The sequence below is a fragment of the Ruegeria sp. AWH4_226 genome (assembly GCF_056159225.1).
In genome coordinates this window covers 2,617,183-2,637,575 of the sequence record NZ_JBSWUU010000001.1, presented here as the reverse complement: position 1 = coordinate 2,637,575, position 20,393 = coordinate 2,617,183, and the positions used below count along the sequence as shown (strand labels likewise).

Sequence of the window (20,393 nt, the reverse complement as noted above, 5' to 3'; positions counted from 1 at the left end):
CCCCTCCTCGCTGCCACTTAAGCGGCGACATTTTTGTTCTTGTGAATTACTTCGCGCGCCAGATGTCTATATGCCATCGCACCCAACGATCCCGAATCATATTGAAGTACCGGCAAAGCATAAGATGGTGCCTCGCTGACCCTGACATTCCTGGGTATCTTGGTTTTAAACACCATCTCACCCAAATTGTCACGTGCATCCTTTTCGACTTGGCGGGACAAGTTGTTGCGGTTGTCATACATAGTCAACACAACACCTTCGATTCTGAGCTCTGGATTTGCAGTTTGACGGACCTCGCGGATCGTCAGCATGAGTTGAGACAGACCCTCCAATGCAAAGAACTCACTTTGCAGTGGTACCAACACGGAATGCGCCGCAACCATTGCGTTCACGGTCAGTAGATTGAGTGACGGCGGACAGTCGATCAGAACAAAATCCAGGTTGAACTTGTCAATTGGTGTTTGCCGCAAGGCATCATGGAGCAAGTAGCTGCGCTTTTCATTCGAAATCAGTTCGATGTCGGCTGAACTCAGATCAACTGTGGCCGGTATGACTAGCAGGCCATCTATTTCTGTCTCCTGAATCACCGCCTCAAGTGGTGCGTCATCCAGCAAAAGATCGTAAGTTGTCCAATCTCGGTCCTCAACCCCAAGGCCGGTTGACGCGTTGCCCTGCGGATCCAGATCAACCACCAGAACGCGACACCCAGCTTCGGCTAATCCGGCGGCAAGGTTGATCGCTGTCGTTGTTTTCCCCACCCCGCCCTTTTGATTGGCAACCGCGATAATCCTGGGTCCTGAGGGACGAGACAGATCAACCACGCGATACTCCTTTGATCCTTAGGATAACTGCTTGGGGCTCAGTTAAACTTGTAATCGGCTCGTAAGTGAAATTCCATTCTTTGCGCGCGTCTTCCACCTCTTTTTTCCAGCTTACGCCTTTCGGCAACAGCGCGGTTCCGTTTCTTCCTAAATGCCTGTCGCAAAAGGACAATAACGTACGAAGATCAGACAAAGCTCGTGCTGACAAGATATCAGCGCTCATTGGGTTAACCATTTCAATTCTTTTCGGAATCACCGCACATTTTGCACCGCATTCCCGTGCGGCACTTCGCAGAAACGCAGCTTTCCGTTGATCGCTTTCTATAAGTGTAAACTGAGCGTTTGGTGCGTCTTCGATGGCCATGATGGCGCAAACCATACCGGGGAAACCACCTCCACTGCCGAGGTCCACCCAGGTATTGAACTGCGTCGCCAATCGGTAGACTTGTACAGAGTCAAGGATATGTCGCTCCCAAATATCTGATAAACTATTGCGCGAAACCAAGTTTATGCTGGGATTCCAGTGTTCAACCAATCGTACATAGGTTTCGAGGCGCTCAAGTGTTTCACGTGAAACATCCAAACCGTCGACAATCTGATAACTCATACTTTGCGAACCCTTTGCTCGCGACGCAACTTGGCCAACAACAAGGTCAAAGCGGCAGGTGTCACGCCTTCAACCCGGCCCGCTTGCGCGATGTTCAAAGGCTTTGCCGTCGTCAGCTTTTGCTTCATTTCTGATGACAGGCCTTCAAGAGATGAGTAGTCAAAATCCCGCGGAATTTCGTAGGATTCATCTCGTTTCATTGCTTCGACATCTTTGTTCTGTCGTAAGATATAGTTCGCGTACAGCGCATCTCGCTCAACCTGACGGCGGATATCTTCTTCGATGTCGCCCATGCCCGGAACAAGGGGGATTATGTCTTCAAAACCAACATCAGGAAATGCCAGCAGGGCCATGGCGTCACGGCGGTTTCCGTCTTGATTAATGTTAATTCCAACCGCGCGAACCTCTTTCGGGGTGAACGTTAGGTCAGTCAGTTTTGATTTAACTGCGGTCAGCTTTTTCAGCTTTTTATTGAAACTCGCCAAACGCTCTTGCCCGACACATCCCAACTTTATTCCCAACGGAGTCAGCCTCTGATCCGCGTTGTCTGCGCGTAAGGAAAGCCGGAATTCAGCCCGAGACGTAAACATACGGTAAGGTTCGGCAACACCACGTGTTGTCAGATCGTCGATCATCACACCAATGTAGCTGTCTGCGCGGGTAAAATGGACGGGCTCTCGTCCTTGAACGAACTGAGCGGCATTCAATCCTGCGACCAAACCTTGGGCAGCCGCTTCTTCATACCCTGTTGTTCCATTGATTTGGCCAGCAAGATACAGTCCCGGCGCTTCGGGTAAAGACAGCGAGGAGGACAAAACCCTTGGATCGACATAGTCATATTCTATCGCATAACCGGGTTGCAGTATTTCCGCTTTCTCAAGCCCTTTTATTGAATGGACATATTCAACCTGTACGTCCTGAGGTAACGACGTCGAAATACCGTTTGGATAAATGGTGTGATCATTGACACCCTCCGGCTCCAGAAAGATCTGATGCGAGTCCTTTTCTGCAAAGCGGACAATTTTGTCTTCGATCGACGGGCAATACCGCGGCCCAACCCCATCAATGTGCCCACCGTACATGGCTGATCGCGATAGGTTTTTCTCGATTATTTCATGCGTGCGAGCGTTTGTATGTGTGATCCCACACGAAATCTGCGGCGCAACGACCGACTTTGATAAGAACGAGAACAACGTTGGGGCTTCATCGCCATCCTGTCGTTCGAGATCTGACCAATCAATCGTACGCCCGTCCAACCTTGGCGGCGTGCCTGTTTTCAATCGCCCTAGCGGAAGCGCAAAGCTGTCCAGCCTTTCAGCAAGTTTTACAGACGGCCGATCACCCATTCGCCCCCCAGGGCGCGAAACGTCCCCGATATGAATGACTCCACGTAGGAACGTACCTGAAGTTAGAATCACAGCCTTGGCTTGAATTTCTGATTCATCTGCCAGTTTGATCCCGATAACTCGGCTGCCCTCCATCAGGAAATCAACGACTTCACCAACAACGACCGACAACCGCGGTTGCGCTTGCGTTTCTTTTTGCATAGCCGCTCGGTACAAAGCGCGGTCCGCCTGGGCTCTAGGTCCTTGTACTGCAGGTCCTTTGCGACGGTTGAGCAGCCTAAACTGGATACCTGCCCGGTCAGCAACGCGCCCCATAACGCCATCCAGCGCATCAATCTCGCGTACCAAATGACCTTTACCAAGACCTCCGATTGCGGGGTTGCAGGACATTACACCAATGTCCTGCGCAGACAGCGTTACCAAGGCGGTTTCAACCCCCATGCGCGCCGCAGCATGGGCCGCTTCAGTGCCGGCATGTCCGGCACCCACTACAACAACGTCAAAATTTGAATGTTTCACGTGAAACACTCCTTATTTTCCCAAGCAGAAACTGGCGAATATCTCATCTAATAAGTTTTCAACGCCAATTCTGCCAACTAGTGTTTCCAGCGCGCGGATTGCCGTTCGCAATTCTTCCGCCGCGATATCATACAAATCTGGTCCTGATTCCAGAACTGTCATCGCGTCAGCTAATGCAGAATTGGCATCGTTCAGCGCTACCCTGTGACGTTCGCGGGTAGCTATACCATGACTAGTAGTTCTTTGGGCAAGGACACGCGATATGTGGGAAATAAGCTGATCGATACCTTGACCGGTTTTCCCAGAAATTCCCCCCTCAGCATCTGCGCGAAGATCCGATTTTGGCAAAACCGTGATATCACCTTCGATCATCGGGACACCAAGCTCGGCCGGATTCTCCGCTAAAAATACTCGTAAGTCCGCCGCCTCTGCTCTCTTCCGAGCAAGTTTAACCCCAAGGTTTTCGACATGATCTTCGGTCTCGCGTAGTCCGGCTGTATCTAAAAGTGTTACCGGCAATCCGCCCAAATCCATGCGAACTTCAATCACATCGCGCGTTGTGCCTGCATATTCTGACGTAATCGCTGCCTCTCGCCCGGCCAAGGCGTTCAGCAAAGTCGACTTGCCCGCATTTGGAAGCCCTACAATAGCAACTTCAAAACCGCTCCGGATCCGCTCAGCGATCTTTACACCTTCTGCTTCACGTTGAAGGTCTTGCATTACGCCAGACACCAGCGCGCGGACCTCCGGTGACACATCCGTCGGCACCTCTTCGTCGGCAAAATCAATCACCGCCTCCAGTAACGATGCGGCGCGGATCAGATCGCGGCGCCAACGTTCTGCCAAACCACCCAATTGGCCAGCCAATATGGCCTGCGCTTGTTTCCGCTGCGCCTCGGTTTCGGCATCGATGAGATCAGCCAAACCTTCGACCTGCGTCAAATCCATCTTGCCATTCTCAAGCGCACGGCGCGTAAACTCACCTGGTTCGGCCAAACGCAATCCGTTTGTATCCGAAAGGCTGCGCATCACCGCGTTGACCGCAGCCGTGCTACCATGGATTTGAAGCTCGGCCACGTCCTCACCGGTGAAACTCGCCGGACCTTGGAAGGTTAAAACCAATCCATCATCAAGGCGTGATCCGTCACTTGCATGCAAAGACCTGACCCGCATACCGCGGGGCGGCAGCAGGCTTCCGGTCAGATCGGCCGCAGCTGAATGCGCCAAAGGGCCAGAGAGGCGGATCACCGCCACCCCTGCTTTGCCTTGTGCGCTGGCCAAGGCGAATATCGTATCCATTCGAAGGCCTCGCGTCAGTTAAGACCTGTGTCAGGTGTTCATCGAATCGAAGAACTCTCCGTTTGTCTTGGTCTGTTTCAACTTCGACAACAGGAATTCGATTGCGTCGGTCGTCCCCATCGGATTGAGGATACGGCGCAAGACGAAGGTCTTGGCCAAATCGCCTTTGTCGACCAGCAAATCCTCTTTCCGGGTGCCGGATTTGAGGATGTCGATCGCCGGGAACACGCGCTTGTCCGCGATCTTGCGGTCCAGAACGATTTCCGAGTTACCGGTGCCTTTGAATTCTTCGAAGATCACTTCGTCCATCCGGCTGCCGGTATCGATCAGCGCGGTGGCGATGATGGTCAGCGAACCGCCTTCTTCGATGTTTCGCGCGGCACCAAAGAACCGTTTGGGCCGTTGCAGTGCGTTTGCGTCCACACCACCGGTCAGGACTTTACCCGAGGATGGGACCACAGTGTTGAACGCCCTACCAAGTCTTGTGATCGAGTCGAGAAGAATAACAACATCTCGTTTATGCTCGACCAAACGCTTGGCTTTTTCGATGACCATTTCCGACACGGCCACGTGCCGCGTCGCAGGTTCGTCGAAGGTCGAGGACACAACCTCACCCTTCACCGAACGCTGCATGTCGGTCACCTCTTCCGGCCGTTCGTCGATCAGCAGGACGATCAGATAACACTCGGGGTGGTTCTGTTCGATCGAGTGCGCGATGTTCTGCAGGATCACCGTTTTACCGGTCCGCGGCGGCGCAACGATCAGAGACCGCTGGCCTTTACCGATCGGAGCCACCAGATCAATCACACGCGCCGACTTGTCTTTGATCGTCGGATCTTCAATCTCCATTTTCAGACGCTGATCCGGGTACAGTGGCGTAAGGTTGTCAAAGAGGATCTTGTGTTTGGCTTTTTCGGGATCCTCAAAGTTGATCTTTGTCACCTTGATCAGCGCAAAGTACCGCTCATTCTCATCCGGTGCTTTGATCTCACCCTCAACGGTGTCCCCCGTACGCAGCGAATATTGGCGGATCATGTCAGGTGAGACGTAAATGTCGTCGGGACCCGGCAGATAGTTCGCCTCGGGTGAGCGCAGAAAGCCGAAGCCATCCTGCAGCACTTCCAGAACGCCGTCGCCGCCAACGGTCCACCCATCATCCGCGCGTTCACGCAGGATCTGGAACATCATCTCGCCTTTACGCATGGTCGAGGCGTTTTCGATTTCCAGCTCTTCGGCCATTGCCAGAAGGTCTTTGGGGCTTTTGGCCTTTAGATCGGCCAGATTCAGAGCTTCAGTTGTCATGATACATACCTTCACCGCTGACAGCGCGGCACGAAGTGGAATTTTAGTGCGGAAAATACGCCGCCCGGACGGGCGTGTTGATCCCTACATATGCGCGACAGGCATCGGAGTCAAACAGGCTGTCAGAGCATTTTTACGTTTGCGTTGAATCGGAACACGCTGCCTTTCTCTTCGGTCGACCGCGCGTTTCGATCCATTTCTCCTGCCTAAAACGAGAAGTGCCTAGAACTTCAGAATGACCGCCAGAACGATGAAAACCATCAAAACGGTCGGAACCTCGTTCATTAGGCGAAACTGCCGCCCAGTGAGCTTATTTCGCCCCTCTAAGAAGTCCTTGCGCCGTGCGACCAGCCAGTGATGGAACCATGTCATCGCAATCACAGCTGCGCCTTTGATCCAGGGCCAAGCAAAATCCCATCCGACGATTCCCGGTGTCACCACCATGATCAGCCCGCAAACCCAGGCAACGATCATTGCAGGGCTCATGATCACGCGCAGCAGCTTTTCTTCCATTTCAAAGAAAATGGTTTCTGCGCCGTCGACGGCCTGTGCTTTTTCGACGTGATAAACAAACAGCCGTGGCAAGTAGAATAAGCCTGCCATCCAGGCGATCACAGCCATGATGTGCAGAGACTTCACCCACGGGTAAATCGTGAAAAGAAGATCAGTCATTCTGGCTCCGCGCGTTGTTGGGATCTTTCCCTAATCAATAAATAAGAAAAGAGAAAGGATGATGGTTTTGTAGGCAGAGCAAAATCCGTGGATTACTTTTTTACACATATGTTTTCCACACGTGGACAGAATTTGAATTTTCCAGGCTGATTCTGTGAATTCAAAATTTTCCTCTTTTAAAACAATGGATTAATATAGTTTCATCAAGAGTGATCTGAGGATAACTCATTGGGTAAGTCAGGAGTGCACGATAATCCCAGCCTTGAAACTTATTCTTGTCCCAGATGGATAGAGTTCGGGCGACTCAGGTAAGTTTTGCACGAAATTCCCGGGCTTGCGTGTCAATCTGAAAACCATACAAAGCGTTCAAGAAGCTTCAACGACTTGCACACGGGGTTTTCCACATGTCTGTCCCCTTCATTCTGGCCTCGGGCTCATCTATCCGCGCAAAGCTACTAACGAACGCGGGCGTGCCGTTCTCGGTACAGATTGCGCGTGTGGACGAAGAGACCGTAAAACGCGCGCTATTGGCTGAAAAGGCATCCCCCCGCGATATCGCTGATGCTTTGGCCGAAATGAAGGCGCGTAAAATAAGTGACAAGACCCCCGGAGCGATGGTTCTGGGCTGTGATCAAGTTCTTGATTTCGATGGACATTTATTATCAAAATCGGCAACACCCGAAGACGCGTTGGCCCAACTTAAGGCGATGCGCGGCAAACGGCATATGCTGTTGTCGGCCGCAGTGATCTATCAGGATGGTCAGCCGCTCTGGCGTCATGTCGGGCAGGTACGATTGCGCATGCGGATGAGTTCTGATGCCTATCTGCGCGGGTATATTGATCGCAACTGGGACAGCATCCAGCATGCCGTCGGGGGTTACAAACTGGAAGAGGAAGGCGTCCGGCTGTTTGCAACCATTGACGGCGACTATTTTAATGTTTTGGGTATGCCCCTATTGGAACTGCTTAATTATTTGAGTGTTAAAGGGGTGATTGATCAATGACGCAGCACAGAATTCCGTTAGCCGGGGTGATTGGGCACCCGATTGCGCATTCGAAATCACCGCAGCTCCATGGGTACTGGCTCAAGACATATGGGCTTGCCGGCCACTATGTCCCCATGGACGTCGCACCTGAAGATTTACATGTGGTGCTTCGGTCTCTGCCGAAAGCTGGGTTTGTTGGGGCAAATGTCACCGTCCCCCATAAAGAAGCGGCTTTGCGCCTGGCGGATTTCGTCTCCAAGCGTGCCAAATTGATCGGTGCTGCAAATACCTTGTTTTTTGGGGAAGACGGCAAGATTTATGCCGACAATACCGACGGCTTTGGGTTTATGCAGAATCTTCGCGAAGGCGCACCGGATTGGTCGCCCTCAGATGGTCCGGCTGTGGTGTTTGGGGCTGGTGGTGCATCGCGCGCGGTATTGCAGGGCTTACTTGAGGCAGGCGTACCCAAGATCATGCTGACCAACCGCACCCAGGCCAGAGCTGATCAACTGAGAGAAGAATTTGGCGACCGCATAACTGTTGTTGACTGGATTCAGGCCGGCAATGTCATTGAAGAGGCCGAGCTGGTGGTGAACACGACCTCTTTGGGGATGCAAGGACAGCCGGAACTACGGGTTCCTTTGGACGGGCTGCAGCCGGGTGCCGTTGTGACAGATTTGGTTTATGCCCCGTTAAAGACAAAGCTGCTGCAAACAGCGGAAGAGGCTGGCTGCACCACCGTCGACGGGTTGGGTATGTTGCTGTACCAAGCTCTGCCCGGGTTCGAACGCTGGTTTGGCACGCGACCCGAGGTGACAGATGAGTTGCGCGCGGCGGTTTTGGGATGAGTTTTGCCCTTGGACTGACAGGTTCGATCGGCATGGGCAAAAGCACCACGGCGCAAATGTTCCTCGATGAAGGCTGCGCGCTGTGGGATGCGGATGCGGCTGTACACAGGCTCTATTCAACAGGAGGAGCGGCTGTTGAGCCCATGAGGGCCGCGTTTCCAGAGGCAATTATAGACGGCGTTGTAAGTCGAATAGCCCTGAAAGAAATCATCGCACGGAACCCCGACGTATTGAAAAAGATTGAGGCCATCGTTCACCCGCTTGTGGCCGTGGACCGGGCCGCTTTCCGCAGCCGAGCAGCTGCAGATATTTTGGTGTTCGACATTCCCCTCCTCTTTGAAACGGGTGGAGACGCGGCGATGGACGCGGTGGCCTGTGTTTCAATTCCGGCCGACGAACAGAAACGCCGCGTCTTAGCACGCGGAACGATGACCGAGGCACAGTTCGAACAGATCCGTGCCAAGCAAATGCTAAACGATGAAAAATGTGCGCGAGCGGATTATGTGATTGTCACCGATACGCTGGACCATGCCCGCGCGCAGGTGCAGGATGTTGTCAGGCAGATACGGGCAGGAATGGCAGATGCGTGAGATCGTACTTGATACTGAAACCACAGGGTTTGATCCCGATAGCGGCGACCGGATTGTCGAAATCGGTGCGGTTGAGCTTTGGAACCATGTAGCGACGGGTGAAACGTACCACGTCTACATTAATCCCGAACGCTCAATGCCTGAAGAGGCGTTTGGTGTGCATGGCATTGGACCTGACCTGTTGGAAAACCCGCGCCCGCCGGAAAAAGGCGAGGTCACGCTGAAAGATAAACCAGTTTTTGCGAAAGTTGGGCAGGGATTCCGTGACTTCGTCGGTGATGCCAAGCTGGTGATCCACAACGCGTCCTTCGACATGAAGTTCCTGAACGCCGAGCTTAAATGGATGGGTCTGCCGCCGATCCCGATGGATCAGGCGCTGGACACATTGGCAATTGCGCGCAAACGATTTCCAGGGTCGCCAGCTTCGTTGGATGCGTTGTGTCGGCGGTTCAGTATCGACAATTCGAACCGGGTGCTGCACGGGGCGTTGCTCGACTCGGAAATTCTGGCTGAGGTTTATCTGGAACTGATCGGTGGACGACAACCGGATTTTGGGTTGTCTACAGCCGTGTCTTCGGTCGCAGGCGGTCAAGAGGAATGGCGCCCGACAGCTCGGTCGACCCCTTTGGCGTCAAAACTTACCGAAGAAGAACAAGCGGCGCACGACGCTTTTGTGCAGAAACTGGGCGAAAACGCATTGTGGACCCGCGCCTGAAGCTTGTCGCGACGCGGGTCAAACCACTCAGGCTTCGGTTTTTTGCGCTTCGGCCTGACGGCGCATCAGTTCGTTGCGGTACAGCGCAACAAAATCGATATTGTCCAGGTTCACTGGCGGGTAACCACCGTCACGAGTGATGTCGCTGACGATACGGCGCAGGAACGGGAACAACATGCGGGGGCATTCGATCAGAAGGAACGGGTGCAGTTGGTCTTCGGCAACACCTTCTACGTGGAACAGGCCACAATAGTCGATTTCGCAAAGGAATAGGATATCCTCCAATCCTTTGGCTTTCGACTTGAGGTTCAGCTTGATCGCAACTTCGTATTGATGTTCAGCCGAACGTTTTTTTGCGTCTAGGTTGACCTGAACGGAAATCTCGGGCTGTACGTCACCGGACACGCCCTTTTGTGCCATAACGTTTTCAAAGGACATATCGCGGATGAATTGTCCCAGAACGCGCATCTGGACTTGGGGGGCAGCTTGGGCTGCAGTGTTTTCTGCAGCTTTTTCTTCGGCCATGGATCTACTCCAAAAATGAAATTTGCCACTGCTTAGCAAGTTGGGCGCGGCACCTCAATGCCGGTCCGGACCCTCTACCCATTTCGACGGCTTCGAGGGGTTCTGGCGTGGCCTTACTTCAGTAAACTCACCGTCAATCACATCGCCCTGATCGGACCCTGAAGATCCGGGTCGCGATTGTGGCCCGGGACCCATCTGAAACTGCGTGATAGTTACTTTGGACCGCAAGTAACGGAACACTGACAGTCTCACCGCCGGAACAAGCAGTGCAAATCCAACCGCATCCGTGAAAAACCCGGGCGTCAGCAGCAGAACACCTGACAGCAGGATCATCGCCCCATGGGCCAGCGGTTCGGTCGGGTCGTCCAGTTCAGCAAAGGAACGTTGTAGATTAGCCAATGCCATGCGACCTTGTGTCCTGACCAAAATGGTGCCCATCACGGCAGTAAGAACTACAATCGCCAAGGTTGGCCACAGGCCAATCAAACCACCGACCTGAATGAACAGGGCGATTTCGATAATCGGAACCAATAAAAATGCCAAGAACAGGTACATCTGCGCTATCCTATGCTAAAGGCCGGGCGGTGGACTTGCCACGAACTGTCACCTACATAGTGGCAGGAGGCCGCGCATACAAAGCGGCGGTCTGAAAAGAGGATGAAATGAACGAACCGATGATCCAGTTGCTGGTCCTTGCCGGAATTGCCGTTTTCCTGATCCTACGTTTGAGAAGTGTGCTGGGCACGCGTGAGGGTTTTGAAAAGCCCCCTGTGCAACAACAACCAGAAACACACAAGGCCCGCAGCGGGTTCGAGGTGATCGAAGGCGGTCCGGATCACGACATCACCGACCACGTTGCCGAGGATAGTGAACAGGCACAAACCCTTGCCGCGATGAAGCGGATTGAGCCGAGTTTTTCGGTAAGCGAATTTGTGCAGGGTGCGCGCGGCGCGTATGAAATGATCGTCATGGGGTTTGAAAAAGGAAACCTGGACGAAATACAGCCTTTCCTTTCCGAAGAGGTTTTCGAAACATTCGTGTCTGTCGTCGCCGCCCGCGAAGATCAGGGTTTAACGATCGAGGCTGAGTTCATCGGTGTCCGTGAAACCACGCTGGCTGATGTGTCTTTTGACAAAGATACCAACCAGGCCGAAATAACGATGAAATTCGTGGCTGAACTGACCTCGGTCGTGCGGGATCGCGGCGGTGACATCATCGAAGGCAGTCCAAACACGGTCAAACGTCAGAAAGACAGCTGGACCTTTGCCCGCGTGATGGCCTCGGATGATCCGAACTGGCTGCTTGTTGCAACGGACGCATGATTGCCAAGCTCCGGTCGCTCTTTCTTGTGGGCGCGATGACCGCCGCAAGCGCCGCCGGGGCTGAGACGACGCGATCCATACTGTCGTTTGATGAGCTGGAAGGCTGGGCCGCCGACGATCATGGGGCGGCCCTTTCGGTTTTTCTGAATACCTGTAGTGATTTGAATGATCCGGACTGGCGCGCCTTGTGTGGCGTTGCCCGGACCTATGAGGCTGATGCCGCGCGATCATTCTTTGAGTTATTCTTTCGCCCGGTTTTGGTGGAAGATGGTCAGGACGCCTTGTTCACGGGGTATTTCGAACCCGAATTACAAGGGTCTCGGACCCGGACGGATCGCTTCAAATACCCACTCTACAAGATGCCCCCCGAAGCACGAGCAGACGGACCTTGGCTGAGTCGCCGGGAAATCCTGAGCGGCGGTGCGATGGCAGGCCGGGGCCTGGAGCTTGCGTGGGTCGATGACCCGGTTGAATTGTTTTTCTTACAGATCCAAGGCTCGGGCCGCATTCGTTTACCAGATGGAAGCACCCTGCGCGTGGGTTATGGCGGGGCAAATGGGCATCCCTATCGCTCAATCGGTGCCGAGTTGATACGGCAGGGCCTGTTGGGCGCGCATGAGGTCAGCGCCCAAATGATCCGTGCCTGGGTGCGTAAAAACCCCGAAGCAGGGGCAGAATTGCTGTTTCACAACCCCTCCTATGTGTTCTTTCGTGAAGTCACTCGGGTCGCTCCGGAACTTGGACCGTTGGGGGCGATGAACCGGTCCGTTACGAAAATGCGAAGTATTGCCGCCGATCCGACTTACACGCCGCTCGGTGCTCCGGTCTGGATCGAAAAGGACGGTAAAACGCCGATGCGTCGATTGATGATCGCGCAGGACACTGGCGCAGCGATCAAAGGGGCGCAGCGAGCGGATATCTTCTTTGGCACCGGCGACGCTGCTGGGCAGGCGGCTGGACGCTTGAAAGACCCGGGCCGGATGGTCCTGTTGTTGCCGATCCAGCGGGCCTATGCCCTGATCCCGGATGAATACTGATGACCCGGCGCAAACTGACCGAAGAAGAGATCGAGCTGTGGCGCAAGGTCACCAAACAGGCTGAGCGTCTGCACCCTGAGCTACCGAAATCTGTGCATCCCACCACGTTACCCAAACCAAAACCAACCAAAACACCCCGGATGCGGCTTGAGGATTTTGAGATAGGGCAGAATGTTCCGGTCAAACCACAGCACCACAGGTTGAAACCTTCGGTTACGGACAGCTTATGGGCCAGCCCGGTACAGATGGACACCAAGGCATTTGGCCGGATGAAACGCGGCAAGCTGAAGCCGGAAAGCAAGCTGGACTTGCATGGTTTGCGCGTTGACACCGCGCACCCTGCCCTGATCCGGTTTATCCTGACAGCGCAAGCGCAAGGCAAGCGTCTGGTTCTGGTGGTGACAGGCAAAGGCAAAGACCGCGACGAACCCGGCCCGATTCCGACGCCGCGGGGCGTGCTACGCAATCAGGTTCCGCACTGGCTTTCTATTCCACCGCTGGCGCAGGCCGTGTTGCAAGTTGCACCTGCCCATATCAGCCATGGTGGTGACGGTGCTTACTATGTCTACTTGCGCCGCAACCGTTAGACCTCGGCCCGGGCGCGGCGGATACCTATCCAGACCAGACCGCAGACAAAAACAAAAAACCCCGAGATCCACAGAAACTGCGTGCCAAGCGAAACATGGTAGTCGATCAGGATGCCGGTCAGCGCCGGGCCTATGGCTGACCCCAGCACCATGAGTGCCGTTGCAAGGGCTTTGATCGCGCCGATATGGCGGGTACCGTAAAACTCGGCCCAAAAGGCGCTGGGCAATGTGCTGTGTGCACCGACAGTAAGGGCCAGAAAGATCAGACCGATCAATGCGCCGCTAATGGTATCGGCAACCGAAAGACAAGCGAAACCAACGGCCATCGGCAGTTGATAGAAGGGCATCATCCGCGCAGTCCCCCATTTGTCCAGCGCCCAGCCCGCGATAAACATCGATAGAATTGCCACTGCGGTAAATACCGGAAACAGGGCGACCAATTGGATATGCGGCCAATCCTTGACCTGTGCCAAGTGCACCTGGTGAAAGAAAAACGCGGTGATGAAAGCCGATGGCGCAAGGATTGACGGCGCCATGAACCAGAACAAGGGATTCAACAGCGCTTCGCGCCGGGTCCAATGACGATCGCGCATGCCGGTTGCAGTGTGTTCTGCCGAAAGACTTTGGGGGGTGCGTTCCTGACGTAGCAGCCTTATCAAAAGCGGGATGCCCAAAAGCGTTATTCCTGCGGCCACCACCCACAACAGACGCCAATCAACCAGCGCCATAGCAGCGACAAAAACCACTGGCAGCAGCGATTCCCCAATCGCATACCCCAGTGACGCGATTGACAAAGCCTTACCGCGCGTCGTGGTAAACCAGCGCGCCATGGCGACCTGTGCCAGATGAATGCTCATCCCCTGCCCGAATAGTCGCAGCAGAAAGATCACAACAGGCAACAGGAAAAGCACGGTGTTCATCGCCATCGCCAAAGTTGCAAATGCGAGACCAGTCAACACGACCGGCCCAAGGTTGCGAACGCGAAAAATGTCCGTCAGACTTCCGGCCCAGATCATCACGATGGCGGATACGGTCGTGCCCAGCGAGTAAAGCCCGCCCCAAGCCCCGTGACTTAACCCATAGGCCTCGCGTATCTCACCGGCAAAGATCGAGATGAAAAAGGTCTGCCCAAAGCTGGACAGAAACGTCAAAAGCACACCGGCGCTGAGCCAAGTTGCGTTCTGGATCAGAAAGCCGCGCAGTTTTGACGAATTCACGGATTAGACACCTGGGCCTGTCCCGTCTCTGTCAGGATGATTTCAGTTGCGCCATCGGGATTTCGTTCATTGGGCGGCACCAGAATGTCGATGGGCCGTTCATCTGACCCGAACGTATTGCTGACGCGTCGAACCGAGTTGAGGATGGCCAGCAAAGCAGGTGAAGTGGCCGCAACGAAATGCGAAGATTCAGCATCCCTGTTGAATGCCGTTGTGTCGATCACGTTGATCGGAAATTCCTCTAACATGCTGATCGAACTTATATTTCCCAGCCTCTCACCCTCATCTGTACCCCTGAGGCGGGCAGAGACATTCAGGATCTTGTCCTTTTTGGAAACCATGACAAGGAAAGGATCAGGCGGAGTTTTTATCCGTTCCATCTGCGACCGGAATAGATCAACATCCAGGTCCGGGGAAATCAGAACGAGGCCTTCGATGTTTTTGTTGGCCCATCCTGGTTCCCGTAACTCGGCCTGGCGCATCATCTCCATCGTAAGGGCGCTGCCCATGGAATGTGCCACGATGATGACGCGCTTGACGCCCATGGATTTCAATTCTCGAATGGTTTGCTCCAAGCCATCGCGGGCGAACAGCATGCTGTCCAGATCGTAGGCATATCCAAAACCGGTCGCGCGACTGGGCCAGGAATAGACCAGTGTCGCGCCCGGAATACCAACATCATGAGTCAGTTGAGCGGCGCGGAAAATGGTTTCAGTCTGGGTGGAATTGTAGCCATGAACAAAGATCGTTACATCGTCTTGACCGCGCAAACGCTGCCGCAAACCCTGCGGTCCGCTCAAGTCAGTCTCATTTGCGAGAACAAACTCCTTTTGCGGGTTCGGGTTCGCGTACGAAAACTTCAGGGTTCCCGGTGTATGCGTCGGCGGAATGGAAACCGTGGTTTCTAAAAACTGCAGTTTTTCAGCGCGTCTGAAACCGTAAGATCCATCAAGTTCACGCGCCCGCGTTGTGCTTGCAAACACTGTTTTTGGCGTTCCAACAGACGCGGCCGAAGGCACGATTTCAGTTACCGTCCTGTCAGTGCAGGCACCGAGGGAAAGCGAAAAAAACAGAATTATCAGATAGCGCATCAAACAGGGTCCTTGCGACCTTTTGCGACAAGCTATCGTATTCTCGGCTCACGTCTAGCGACATGAGCAGAAAACCGTTCAGGGGCGTTACAAAACGTACCGGCTCAGATCCGCCGAGCGTGTTAGCTCGCCCAGATTATCCTCAACAAATTGGGCATTCACCGTGATCTCTGCCCCGGCCTGATCGGGCGCGGTAAAGGATAATTCTTCGAACACCCGTTCCATCACGGTGTAAAGTCGCCGTGCACCGATATTCTCAACGCTTTGGTTTACGTCTGCAGCAATGCGGGCCAGCGCGGCGATGCCGTCTTCGGTGAAACTGACGGTGACGTTTTCTGTTCCCATCAGCGCGGTGTATTGCAGCGTCAGCGCGTTGTCGGTTTCGGTCAGGATGCGAACGAAATCTTGCTCGGTCAGGGCGCGCAATTCCACGCGGATCGGCAGGCGGCCCTGAAGTTCGGGCAACAAATCCGAAGGCTTGGCGATATGGAACGCACCTGATGCAATAAACAGGATGTGGTCGGTTTTCACCGGGCCGTGTTTGGTGGACACTGTGGTGCCCTCGATCAAAGGCAGCAGGTCACGCTGGACGCCTTCGCGGCTAACATCACCGCCCCGCGCGTCCGAGCGGGCACAGACCTTGTCGATCTCGTCCAAGAACACGATGCCGTTCTGTTCCACCGACTCCAGCGCAACGCGGTTGACGGTTTCATCGTCCAGCAGTTTGTCGGCCTCTTCTCCGATCAGCGCGTCATAGCTTTCTGCCACGGTCATGCGTTTTTTGACGGTCCGCCCGCCAAAGGCTTTGCCGAAGATATCGCCAAGATTCATCATGCCCATCTGACTGCCCGGCTGGCCGGGAATGTCGAACATCGGCATGGGGTTTGACGTATCGGACAGCTCAAGCTCGATTATTGTATCGTCCAGCTCACCGGCTTTCAGCTTTTTGCGGAACATATCACGCGTACCTTCGCGGGCGTCGGTGCCTGCGATGGCTTCGATGACGCGGTCTTCGGCGGCTTGATGGGCCTTGGCCTTGACGTCCTCGCGCATATACTCGCGAGTCTGGATAATGGCGGCGTCAGCCAGATCGCGCACGATCTGTTCCACATCCCGACCGACATAGCCGACCTCGGTGAATTTGGTGGCCTCGACCTTGATAAAAGGTGCGCGGGCCAGTTTCGCCAGACGGCGGCTGATCTCGGTTTTGCCGACACCAGTGGGGCCGATCATCAGAATGTTTTTTGGATAGACCTCGTCCCTGATATCGTCGGCCAGTTGCTTACGCCGCCAGCGGTTGCGCAGCGCCACGGCCACGGCGCGTTTGGCATCCTTTTGGCCGATGATGAAGCGGTCCAGTTCCGAGACAATCTCGCGCGGGGTCAGGTCGGTCATATGTGTTCTATCCGTCTGTTTCGAAGCGGAACCTAATCATACGTCGCGAAAACACAAGCCGATCACGCAAACATCACGGCAACTCGCGGAAAGCACACGAGAATACTTACGGATGTGAATCGCCTTTCGCGCTGCGTCTCCTCCATAAATTTCAGCGACGGGCAAACGGGCCCGCGTCTTTGCTATGGAGAAAGCATATCATGATGACTCGTCGTTCGCTTTTTGTGAAAGCTGCAGCCACCGGCGCGGCCCTGACGCTGGCCGGTACCACCACGGCCCTGGCTGGTGGTGCCAAAAAGAAAGGTACGTTTGAAGGCCGCTCGAACCATGTCACCACCGGTTCGGTGAAACTAGTCAAAGATGGCGAGCGTTTCGTCGTGGAATTGGGCGAGGACTTTTCCCTGGACAACGGTCCCGACCCACGTGTGGCGTTTGGTAAAGACGGTGAATATGCTCCGGACACCAAACTGGGCGCGCTGCTGCACCTGACCGGCAAGCAATCCTATGCCGTGCCGCCAACCATGGATGTGTCGGGCTACAACGAGGTTTACATCTGGTGCGAGGTAGCCGGCGTGCCGCTGGGTGTCGCTTCGCTGAAGTAAACACAACGGCCAGAGGTCGGTTTGTCCGACCTCTGGCGCGACGTTAGGTAACAGGGCAACAGTCTGTTACACTCGCCCCAAGGTATTAGAACCGAGGGCGCATTTTTGACGAAGATTTCCAAGATCACCCTGCTATTCGTAGTGTTCGTGGATCTGATCGGGCAGGGGTTGGTTTTTCCCATCATCAACTCGCTGATCATGGAAACGAAATCCGGGTTCCTTCCCGAAAATACACCTGAAGGGCGCCGCCATTTCTACTACGGCCTGGTGATTGGTTGCTTTTTTCTGTCGTGGTTTCTGGGCGTTGTCTATGTCTCGAAAGTCTCGGACTCGATCGGCCGAAAGAACGCTCTGTTGGTCTGCCTGGGTGGTGCGCTGATCGGTTATGCGCTGACCATTGCGGCGCTGTTTCTCAACAGCCTTCTGCTGCTGATCGTCGGAAGATCAATCACAGGTTTTACGGCTGGAAACCAACCCATTGCGCAGGCTGCCATGATTGATGGCAGTACGGACGCGGCCGACCGTGATCGCAATATGGGGTATATTGTCACTGGCGTCAGCTTTGGCTTGGTGGGCGGACCGATCATCGGGGCCGTTTTGTCTGACGCTGCGTTGCTGGGCAGTATCGCCACGTTGAAAACCCCGTTCTACGGCGCATTTGTTTTGGTAGTGATCGCCATTTTGCTGGTGCTGTTCTTTTTCAAGGACACGCGCACGCAGCGTGCCGCATTTGTTTTCCGTCCCCGCGATATCACCGACAGTCTGATCGCGGTGCGCGAACATCCGATGGTTCTGAAAATACTGCCGGTCTATGCGTTGTTCATGATCGCCAACGTGACGTTCTATGTCTTTGTCGATAACTTCCTGACCAGCCGGTTCGGCTATGGCGTGATCGGCGGCAGCATGGCGATGGTGGTCATCGGGGTTGCATTGGCATTTTCCAGCACATTTCTTGTGAAACCCGCGCAGGAAAGATTTGGTAAGCACCAGATTATCTATGTTTCACTGGTTACGATGGTCATATGTGGCTTTGCCTTCGCCTTCAGCCCCAGCGGGGTTCTCAGCTATGTTCCAGTCTTCTTTTTCTATTTCTTTTTTGGCGTATCTTACCCGACCCTGTTGGGCTTGTTCTCATCCTCTGTCAGTGAGGCCGATCAGGGCTGGGCCATGGGCGTCACCACCGCCGTGTTCTGTCTGGCCGGGGGGGTCATGTCGTTGATCGGCGGCGGGTTGATGAGCATCGACATCCGTGTGCCCTACTACATCGTGATCATTGCAGCGATCATGGGGCTGATCGGTATGCACCTGCGTTGGAAGGGAAAAGAGATCAAAGCGCTGTTAGCCTGAGATCGTCTCGACCGTCAGTTTACCGTTGGTGTAGACGCAGATATCGGCCGCAATGGCCATCGCCTCACGCGCGACCTCTTCGGCCGATTTGTCGCTGTCCATCATCGCGCGGGCTGCGGCGAGGGCAAAGTTGCCGCCGGACCCAATGGCCGCCACATTGTGTTCAGGTTCCAGCACGTCCCCTGCCCCGGTGATCACCAACAAATCCGAACCATCGGTAACGATCAGCATCGCCTCAAGCTTTTGCAGATACTTGTCGGTGCGCCAGTCCTTGGCCAACTCAACCGAGGCGCGGGCCAGTTGGCCGGGCGTTGCCTCAAGCTTGGCTTCCAGCCGCTCGAGCAGGGTAAAGGCGTCAGCTGTCGATCCGGCGAAACCGGCAACAACTTCGAAACCGCCTGGCGACAGGCGACGGACCTTGCGGGCGGTACCCTTGATCACGGTTTGGCCAAGGCTGACCTGTCCGTCGCCGGCAATGACCACATGACCACCTTTTTTAACGCCAATGATGGTCGTGCCGTGCCAACCGGGAAAATCGCTATCCGCCATGAAAGTCTCCGTTTTCGTCTGCCGCTCTATATGGGCCGGACCCGCCCGCAGCGCAACAGTTCTCAAACCGCCCAAAAGATATGCAAGAATCGCAATTCGGGGTTACCGGACGAGCAATTGTGAGTCTTGCACCAAGATCCTAAATGAGAGTTGCAACCGACAAAGGGTCGGCTGTTTCAGTTAGAAGGAATGCGCAAATGGCTACTACCGCAAATATCCATGCGCCGCTCGGAGCAGCTACCATCCTGCACGTAGTGGACGCATTTGTCTCCACGTTTGAAAAAGCTGTCGCTTGGAATGAAACCCGTAAAACACGTGCAGCCCTATCACAGCTTAGCGATGCACAGCTTGACGACATCGGTCTGACTCGCGCGGATATCAAATACGTCTGACCCGCGATCAGTACGACCCCAAAGAATGGCCGCTCACTCGAGCGGCTTTTTCTTTGTTTGGACAGCTTGTTCTGACCAGACGACCCGTACCGATAGGCCACAAACCTGGCTGAACGATATGCCGGACACCGGCCTTGGTACAATTTATGTACCGCAAGGGCTTTCCCAATCCGGGTTCCATCAGAACCTGAGGTTTGGATATTCGGTCTTACAAAGAAAAACGCGCCTGGTGTCAGGCGCGTTTGATCTTCTGTGCATCCATTTGGATCAGATGGATTCGTCGATCCAGCTTTGCAGCGCTGCTTTCGGTGCCGCGCCCGCACGGTTTGAAACTACCTGACCGTCCTTGAAAATGAACAGTGCCGGGATGCCACGAACGCCCATTGCAGCCGCAGAGTTTGGGTTGCTGTCGACGTCGACCTTGGCGATTTTGATCTTGTCGCCATATTCAGCGGCCAGCTCTTCCAGTGCGGGGCCGATCTGCTTACACGGGCCACACCACTCGGCCCAGAAATCGACAACAACGGGGATGTCGGAATTCTTGACTTCGGCGTCAAAGGTATCGTCGGTTACGGCTACGGTCGACATTTTCTGTCTCCTGAATGGGGTAAACTTGGGAAACGA

23 protein-coding genes are annotated in these 20,393 nt (G+C 54.5%); 10 read left to right on the top strand and 13 right to left on the bottom strand.

Annotated elements, in window-relative coordinates; all coding sequences use genetic code 11:
* Positions 1-17: 17 nt before the first annotated feature.
* The 6 genes from ACXAET_RS13065 to ACXAET_RS13040 form a co-directional block, all read right to left on the bottom strand.
* On the bottom strand, positions 18-821 hold the full coding sequence (locus tag ACXAET_RS13065; protein WP_475185656.1) for a ParA family protein: 804 nt from the start codon (positions 819-821) through the stop codon (positions 18-20).
* Entirely contained in the window at positions 814-1,428 is a 615-nt protein-coding gene (gene rsmG / locus ACXAET_RS13060) for a 16S rRNA (guanine(527)-N(7))-methyltransferase RsmG (RefSeq protein ID WP_475185654.1), read from the bottom strand. Before rsmG ends, ACXAET_RS13065 begins: the two co-directional genes overlap by 8 nt.
* Complete coding sequence (mnmG, locus tag ACXAET_RS13055) at positions 1,425-3,293, bottom strand: tRNA uridine-5-carboxymethylaminomethyl(34) synthesis enzyme MnmG (RefSeq protein WP_475185651.1); 1,869 nt, start codon at positions 3,291-3,293, stop codon at positions 1,425-1,427. The genes rsmG and mnmG overlap by 4 nt, the downstream gene beginning before the upstream one ends.
* A 12-nt stretch (positions 3,294-3,305) precedes the next feature.
* Positions 3,306-4,592: a tRNA uridine-5-carboxymethylaminomethyl(34) synthesis GTPase MnmE gene (gene mnmE / locus ACXAET_RS13050; protein ID WP_475185649.1), complete on the bottom strand. Its 1,287-nt coding sequence runs from the start codon at positions 4,590-4,592 to the stop codon at positions 3,306-3,308.
* Between the two features lie 30 nt (positions 4,593-4,622).
* Entirely contained in the window at positions 4,623-5,894 is a 1,272-nt protein-coding gene (gene rho / locus ACXAET_RS13045; protein WP_475185646.1) for a transcription termination factor Rho, read from the bottom strand.
* 222 nt (positions 5,895-6,116) lie between these two features.
* Complete coding sequence (locus ACXAET_RS13040) at positions 6,117-6,566, bottom strand: CopD family protein (protein ID WP_475185643.1); 450 nt, start codon at positions 6,564-6,566, stop codon at positions 6,117-6,119.
* Between the two features lie 404 nt (positions 6,567-6,970).
* On the opposite strand from ACXAET_RS13040, the gene ACXAET_RS13035 reads away from it, so the two are divergent.
* Genes ACXAET_RS13035 through dnaQ form a run of 4 tightly spaced genes read left to right on the top strand, consistent with a single transcriptional unit; the run spans position 6,971 to position 9,705 of the window.
* The gene (locus ACXAET_RS13035) at positions 6,971-7,570 is read left to right on the top strand and encodes a Maf family protein (RefSeq protein ID WP_475185641.1); all 600 of its coding nucleotides are present in this window, start codon (positions 6,971-6,973) and stop codon (positions 7,568-7,570) included.
* The gene (locus ACXAET_RS13030) at positions 7,567-8,400 is read left to right on the top strand and encodes a shikimate dehydrogenase (RefSeq protein WP_475185640.1); all 834 of its coding nucleotides are present in this window, start codon (positions 7,567-7,569) and stop codon (positions 8,398-8,400) included. Before ACXAET_RS13035 ends, ACXAET_RS13030 begins: the two co-directional genes overlap by 4 nt.
* On the top strand, positions 8,397-8,990 hold the full coding sequence (gene coaE / locus ACXAET_RS13025; protein ID WP_475185639.1) for a dephospho-CoA kinase: 594 nt from the start codon (positions 8,397-8,399) through the stop codon (positions 8,988-8,990). Before ACXAET_RS13030 ends, coaE begins: the two co-directional genes overlap by 4 nt.
* Positions 8,983-9,705 carry a DNA polymerase III subunit epsilon gene (gene dnaQ / locus ACXAET_RS13020; protein ID WP_475185637.1) on the top strand — a complete coding sequence of 241 codons (723 nt, stop codon included), beginning with the start codon at positions 8,983-8,985 and terminating at the stop codon, positions 9,703-9,705. Before coaE ends, dnaQ begins: the two co-directional genes overlap by 8 nt.
* Before the next feature lie 27 nt (positions 9,706-9,732).
* Here dnaQ and secB read toward each other — a convergent pair whose 3' ends face one another.
* Both secB and ACXAET_RS13010 read right to left on the bottom strand, forming a co-directional pair.
* Positions 9,733-10,230, bottom strand: coding sequence for a protein-export chaperone SecB (gene secB / locus ACXAET_RS13015; RefSeq protein ID WP_475185636.1), 498 nt, complete (start codon positions 10,228-10,230; stop codon positions 9,733-9,735).
* A gap of 54 nt (positions 10,231-10,284) precedes the next feature.
* A complete protein-coding gene (locus tag ACXAET_RS13010) occupies positions 10,285-10,785 on the bottom strand; it encodes an FxsA family protein (RefSeq protein WP_475185634.1) in 501 nt (166 codons plus the stop codon).
* A gap of 107 nt (positions 10,786-10,892) precedes the next feature.
* Between ACXAET_RS13010 and ACXAET_RS13005 the strand changes: the two genes are divergently transcribed.
* Genes ACXAET_RS13005 through ACXAET_RS12995 form a run of 3 tightly spaced genes read left to right on the top strand, consistent with a single transcriptional unit; the run spans position 10,893 to position 13,176 of the window.
* Positions 10,893-11,552, top strand: coding sequence for a Tim44/TimA family putative adaptor protein (locus ACXAET_RS13005; RefSeq protein ID WP_475185633.1), 660 nt, complete (start codon positions 10,893-10,895; stop codon positions 11,550-11,552).
* Positions 11,549-12,589 (top strand): murein transglycosylase A, encoded by a 1,041-nt coding sequence (gene mltA / locus ACXAET_RS13000; protein WP_475185631.1) that lies wholly within the window; start codon positions 11,549-11,551, stop codon positions 12,587-12,589. Before ACXAET_RS13005 ends, mltA begins: the two co-directional genes overlap by 4 nt.
* Positions 12,589-13,176 carry a Smr/MutS family protein gene (locus tag ACXAET_RS12995; RefSeq protein ID WP_475185629.1) on the top strand — a complete coding sequence of 196 codons (588 nt, stop codon included), beginning with the start codon at positions 12,589-12,591 and terminating at the stop codon, positions 13,174-13,176. The genes mltA and ACXAET_RS12995 overlap by 1 nt, the downstream gene beginning before the upstream one ends.
* Here ACXAET_RS12995 and ACXAET_RS12990 read toward each other — a convergent pair.
* From ACXAET_RS12990 to hslU, 3 genes are all read right to left on the bottom strand, one after another.
* On the bottom strand, positions 13,173-14,393 hold the full coding sequence (locus tag ACXAET_RS12990; RefSeq protein WP_475185627.1) for an MFS transporter: 1,221 nt from the start codon (positions 14,391-14,393) through the stop codon (positions 13,173-13,175). The genes ACXAET_RS12995 and ACXAET_RS12990 overlap by 4 nt on opposite strands.
* Positions 14,390-15,193, bottom strand: coding sequence for an alpha/beta hydrolase (locus ACXAET_RS12985; RefSeq protein WP_475185625.1), 804 nt, complete (start codon positions 15,191-15,193; stop codon positions 14,390-14,392). Before ACXAET_RS12985 ends, ACXAET_RS12990 begins: the two co-directional genes overlap by 4 nt.
* 378 nt (positions 15,194-15,571) lie before the next feature.
* Complete coding sequence (gene hslU / locus ACXAET_RS12980; protein ID WP_475185622.1) at positions 15,572-16,879, bottom strand: ATP-dependent protease ATPase subunit HslU; 1,308 nt, start codon at positions 16,877-16,879, stop codon at positions 15,572-15,574.
* Between the two features lie 200 nt (positions 16,880-17,079).
* On the opposite strand from hslU, the gene ACXAET_RS12975 reads away from it, so the two are divergent.
* Positions 17,080-17,481, top strand: coding sequence for a DM13 domain-containing protein (locus tag ACXAET_RS12975; RefSeq protein WP_475185620.1), 402 nt, complete (start codon positions 17,080-17,082; stop codon positions 17,479-17,481).
* 105 nt (positions 17,482-17,586) lie between these two features.
* A complete protein-coding gene (locus ACXAET_RS12970; protein ID WP_475185616.1) occupies positions 17,587-18,828 on the top strand; it encodes an MFS transporter in 1,242 nt (413 codons plus the stop codon).
* Here the strand turns inward: ACXAET_RS12970 and hslV are convergent.
* The gene (gene hslV, locus ACXAET_RS12965; RefSeq protein ID WP_475185614.1) at positions 18,820-19,377 is read right to left on the bottom strand and encodes an ATP-dependent protease subunit HslV; all 558 of its coding nucleotides are present in this window, start codon (positions 19,375-19,377) and stop codon (positions 18,820-18,822) included. The two genes, ACXAET_RS12970 and hslV, sit on opposite strands and share 9 nt — an antisense overlap.
* A gap of 197 nt (positions 19,378-19,574) precedes the next feature.
* Between hslV and ACXAET_RS12960 the strand changes: the two genes are divergently transcribed.
* Positions 19,575-19,769, top strand: a complete 195-nt coding sequence (locus ACXAET_RS12960; protein WP_475185613.1) for a DUF1127 domain-containing protein — start codon at positions 19,575-19,577, stop codon at positions 19,767-19,769.
* Between the two features lie 267 nt (positions 19,770-20,036).
* Here ACXAET_RS12960 and trxA read toward each other — a convergent pair whose 3' ends face one another.
* The gene (gene trxA / locus ACXAET_RS12955) at positions 20,037-20,357 is read right to left on the bottom strand and encodes a thioredoxin (protein WP_068339912.1); all 321 of its coding nucleotides are present in this window, start codon (positions 20,355-20,357) and stop codon (positions 20,037-20,039) included.
* Between the last annotated feature and the right edge of the window lie 36 nt (positions 20,358-20,393).

Coding starts and splice junctions, on each gene's coding strand:
- rsmG (WP_475185654.1), bottom strand. CDS start 1,428: ATGAGTTATCAGATTGTCGACGGTTTGGATGTTTCACGTGAAACACTT.
- mnmE (WP_475185649.1), bottom strand. CDS start 4,592: ATGGATACGATATTCGCCTTGGCCAGCGCACAAGGCAAAGCAGGGGTG.
- rho (WP_475185646.1), bottom strand. CDS start 5,894: ATGACAACTGAAGCTCTGAATCTGGCCGATCTAAAGGCCAAAAGCCCC.
- ACXAET_RS13040 (WP_475185643.1), bottom strand. CDS start 6,566: ATGACTGATCTTCTTTTCACGATTTACCCGTGGGTGAAGTCTCTGCAC.
- ACXAET_RS13035 (WP_475185641.1), top strand. CDS start 6,971: ATGTCTGTCCCCTTCATTCTGGCCTCGGGCTCATCTATCCGCGCAAAG.
- ACXAET_RS13030 (WP_475185640.1), top strand. CDS start 7,567: ATGACGCAGCACAGAATTCCGTTAGCCGGGGTGATTGGGCACCCGATT.
- coaE (WP_475185639.1), top strand. CDS start 8,397: ATGAGTTTTGCCCTTGGACTGACAGGTTCGATCGGCATGGGCAAAAGC.
- dnaQ (WP_475185637.1), top strand. CDS start 8,983: ATGCGTGAGATCGTACTTGATACTGAAACCACAGGGTTTGATCCCGAT.
- secB (WP_475185636.1), bottom strand. CDS start 10,230: ATGGCCGAAGAAAAAGCTGCAGAAAACACTGCAGCCCAAGCTGCCCCC.
- ACXAET_RS13010 (WP_475185634.1), bottom strand. CDS start 10,785: ATGTACCTGTTCTTGGCATTTTTATTGGTTCCGATTATCGAAATCGCC.
- ACXAET_RS13005 (WP_475185633.1), top strand. CDS start 10,893: ATGAACGAACCGATGATCCAGTTGCTGGTCCTTGCCGGAATTGCCGTT.
- mltA (WP_475185631.1), top strand. CDS start 11,549: ATGATTGCCAAGCTCCGGTCGCTCTTTCTTGTGGGCGCGATGACCGCC.
- ACXAET_RS12995 (WP_475185629.1), top strand. CDS start 12,589: ATGACCCGGCGCAAACTGACCGAAGAAGAGATCGAGCTGTGGCGCAAG.
- hslU (WP_475185622.1), bottom strand. CDS start 16,879: ATGACCGACCTGACCCCGCGCGAGATTGTCTCGGAACTGGACCGCTTC.
- ACXAET_RS12975 (WP_475185620.1), top strand. CDS start 17,080: ATGATGACTCGTCGTTCGCTTTTTGTGAAAGCTGCAGCCACCGGCGCG.
- hslV (WP_475185614.1), bottom strand. CDS start 19,377: ATGGCGGATAGCGATTTTCCCGGTTGGCACGGCACGACCATCATTGGC.
- ACXAET_RS12960 (WP_475185613.1), top strand. CDS start 19,575: ATGGCTACTACCGCAAATATCCATGCGCCGCTCGGAGCAGCTACCATC.
- trxA (WP_068339912.1), bottom strand. CDS start 20,357: ATGTCGACCGTAGCCGTAACCGACGATACCTTTGACGCCGAAGTCAAG.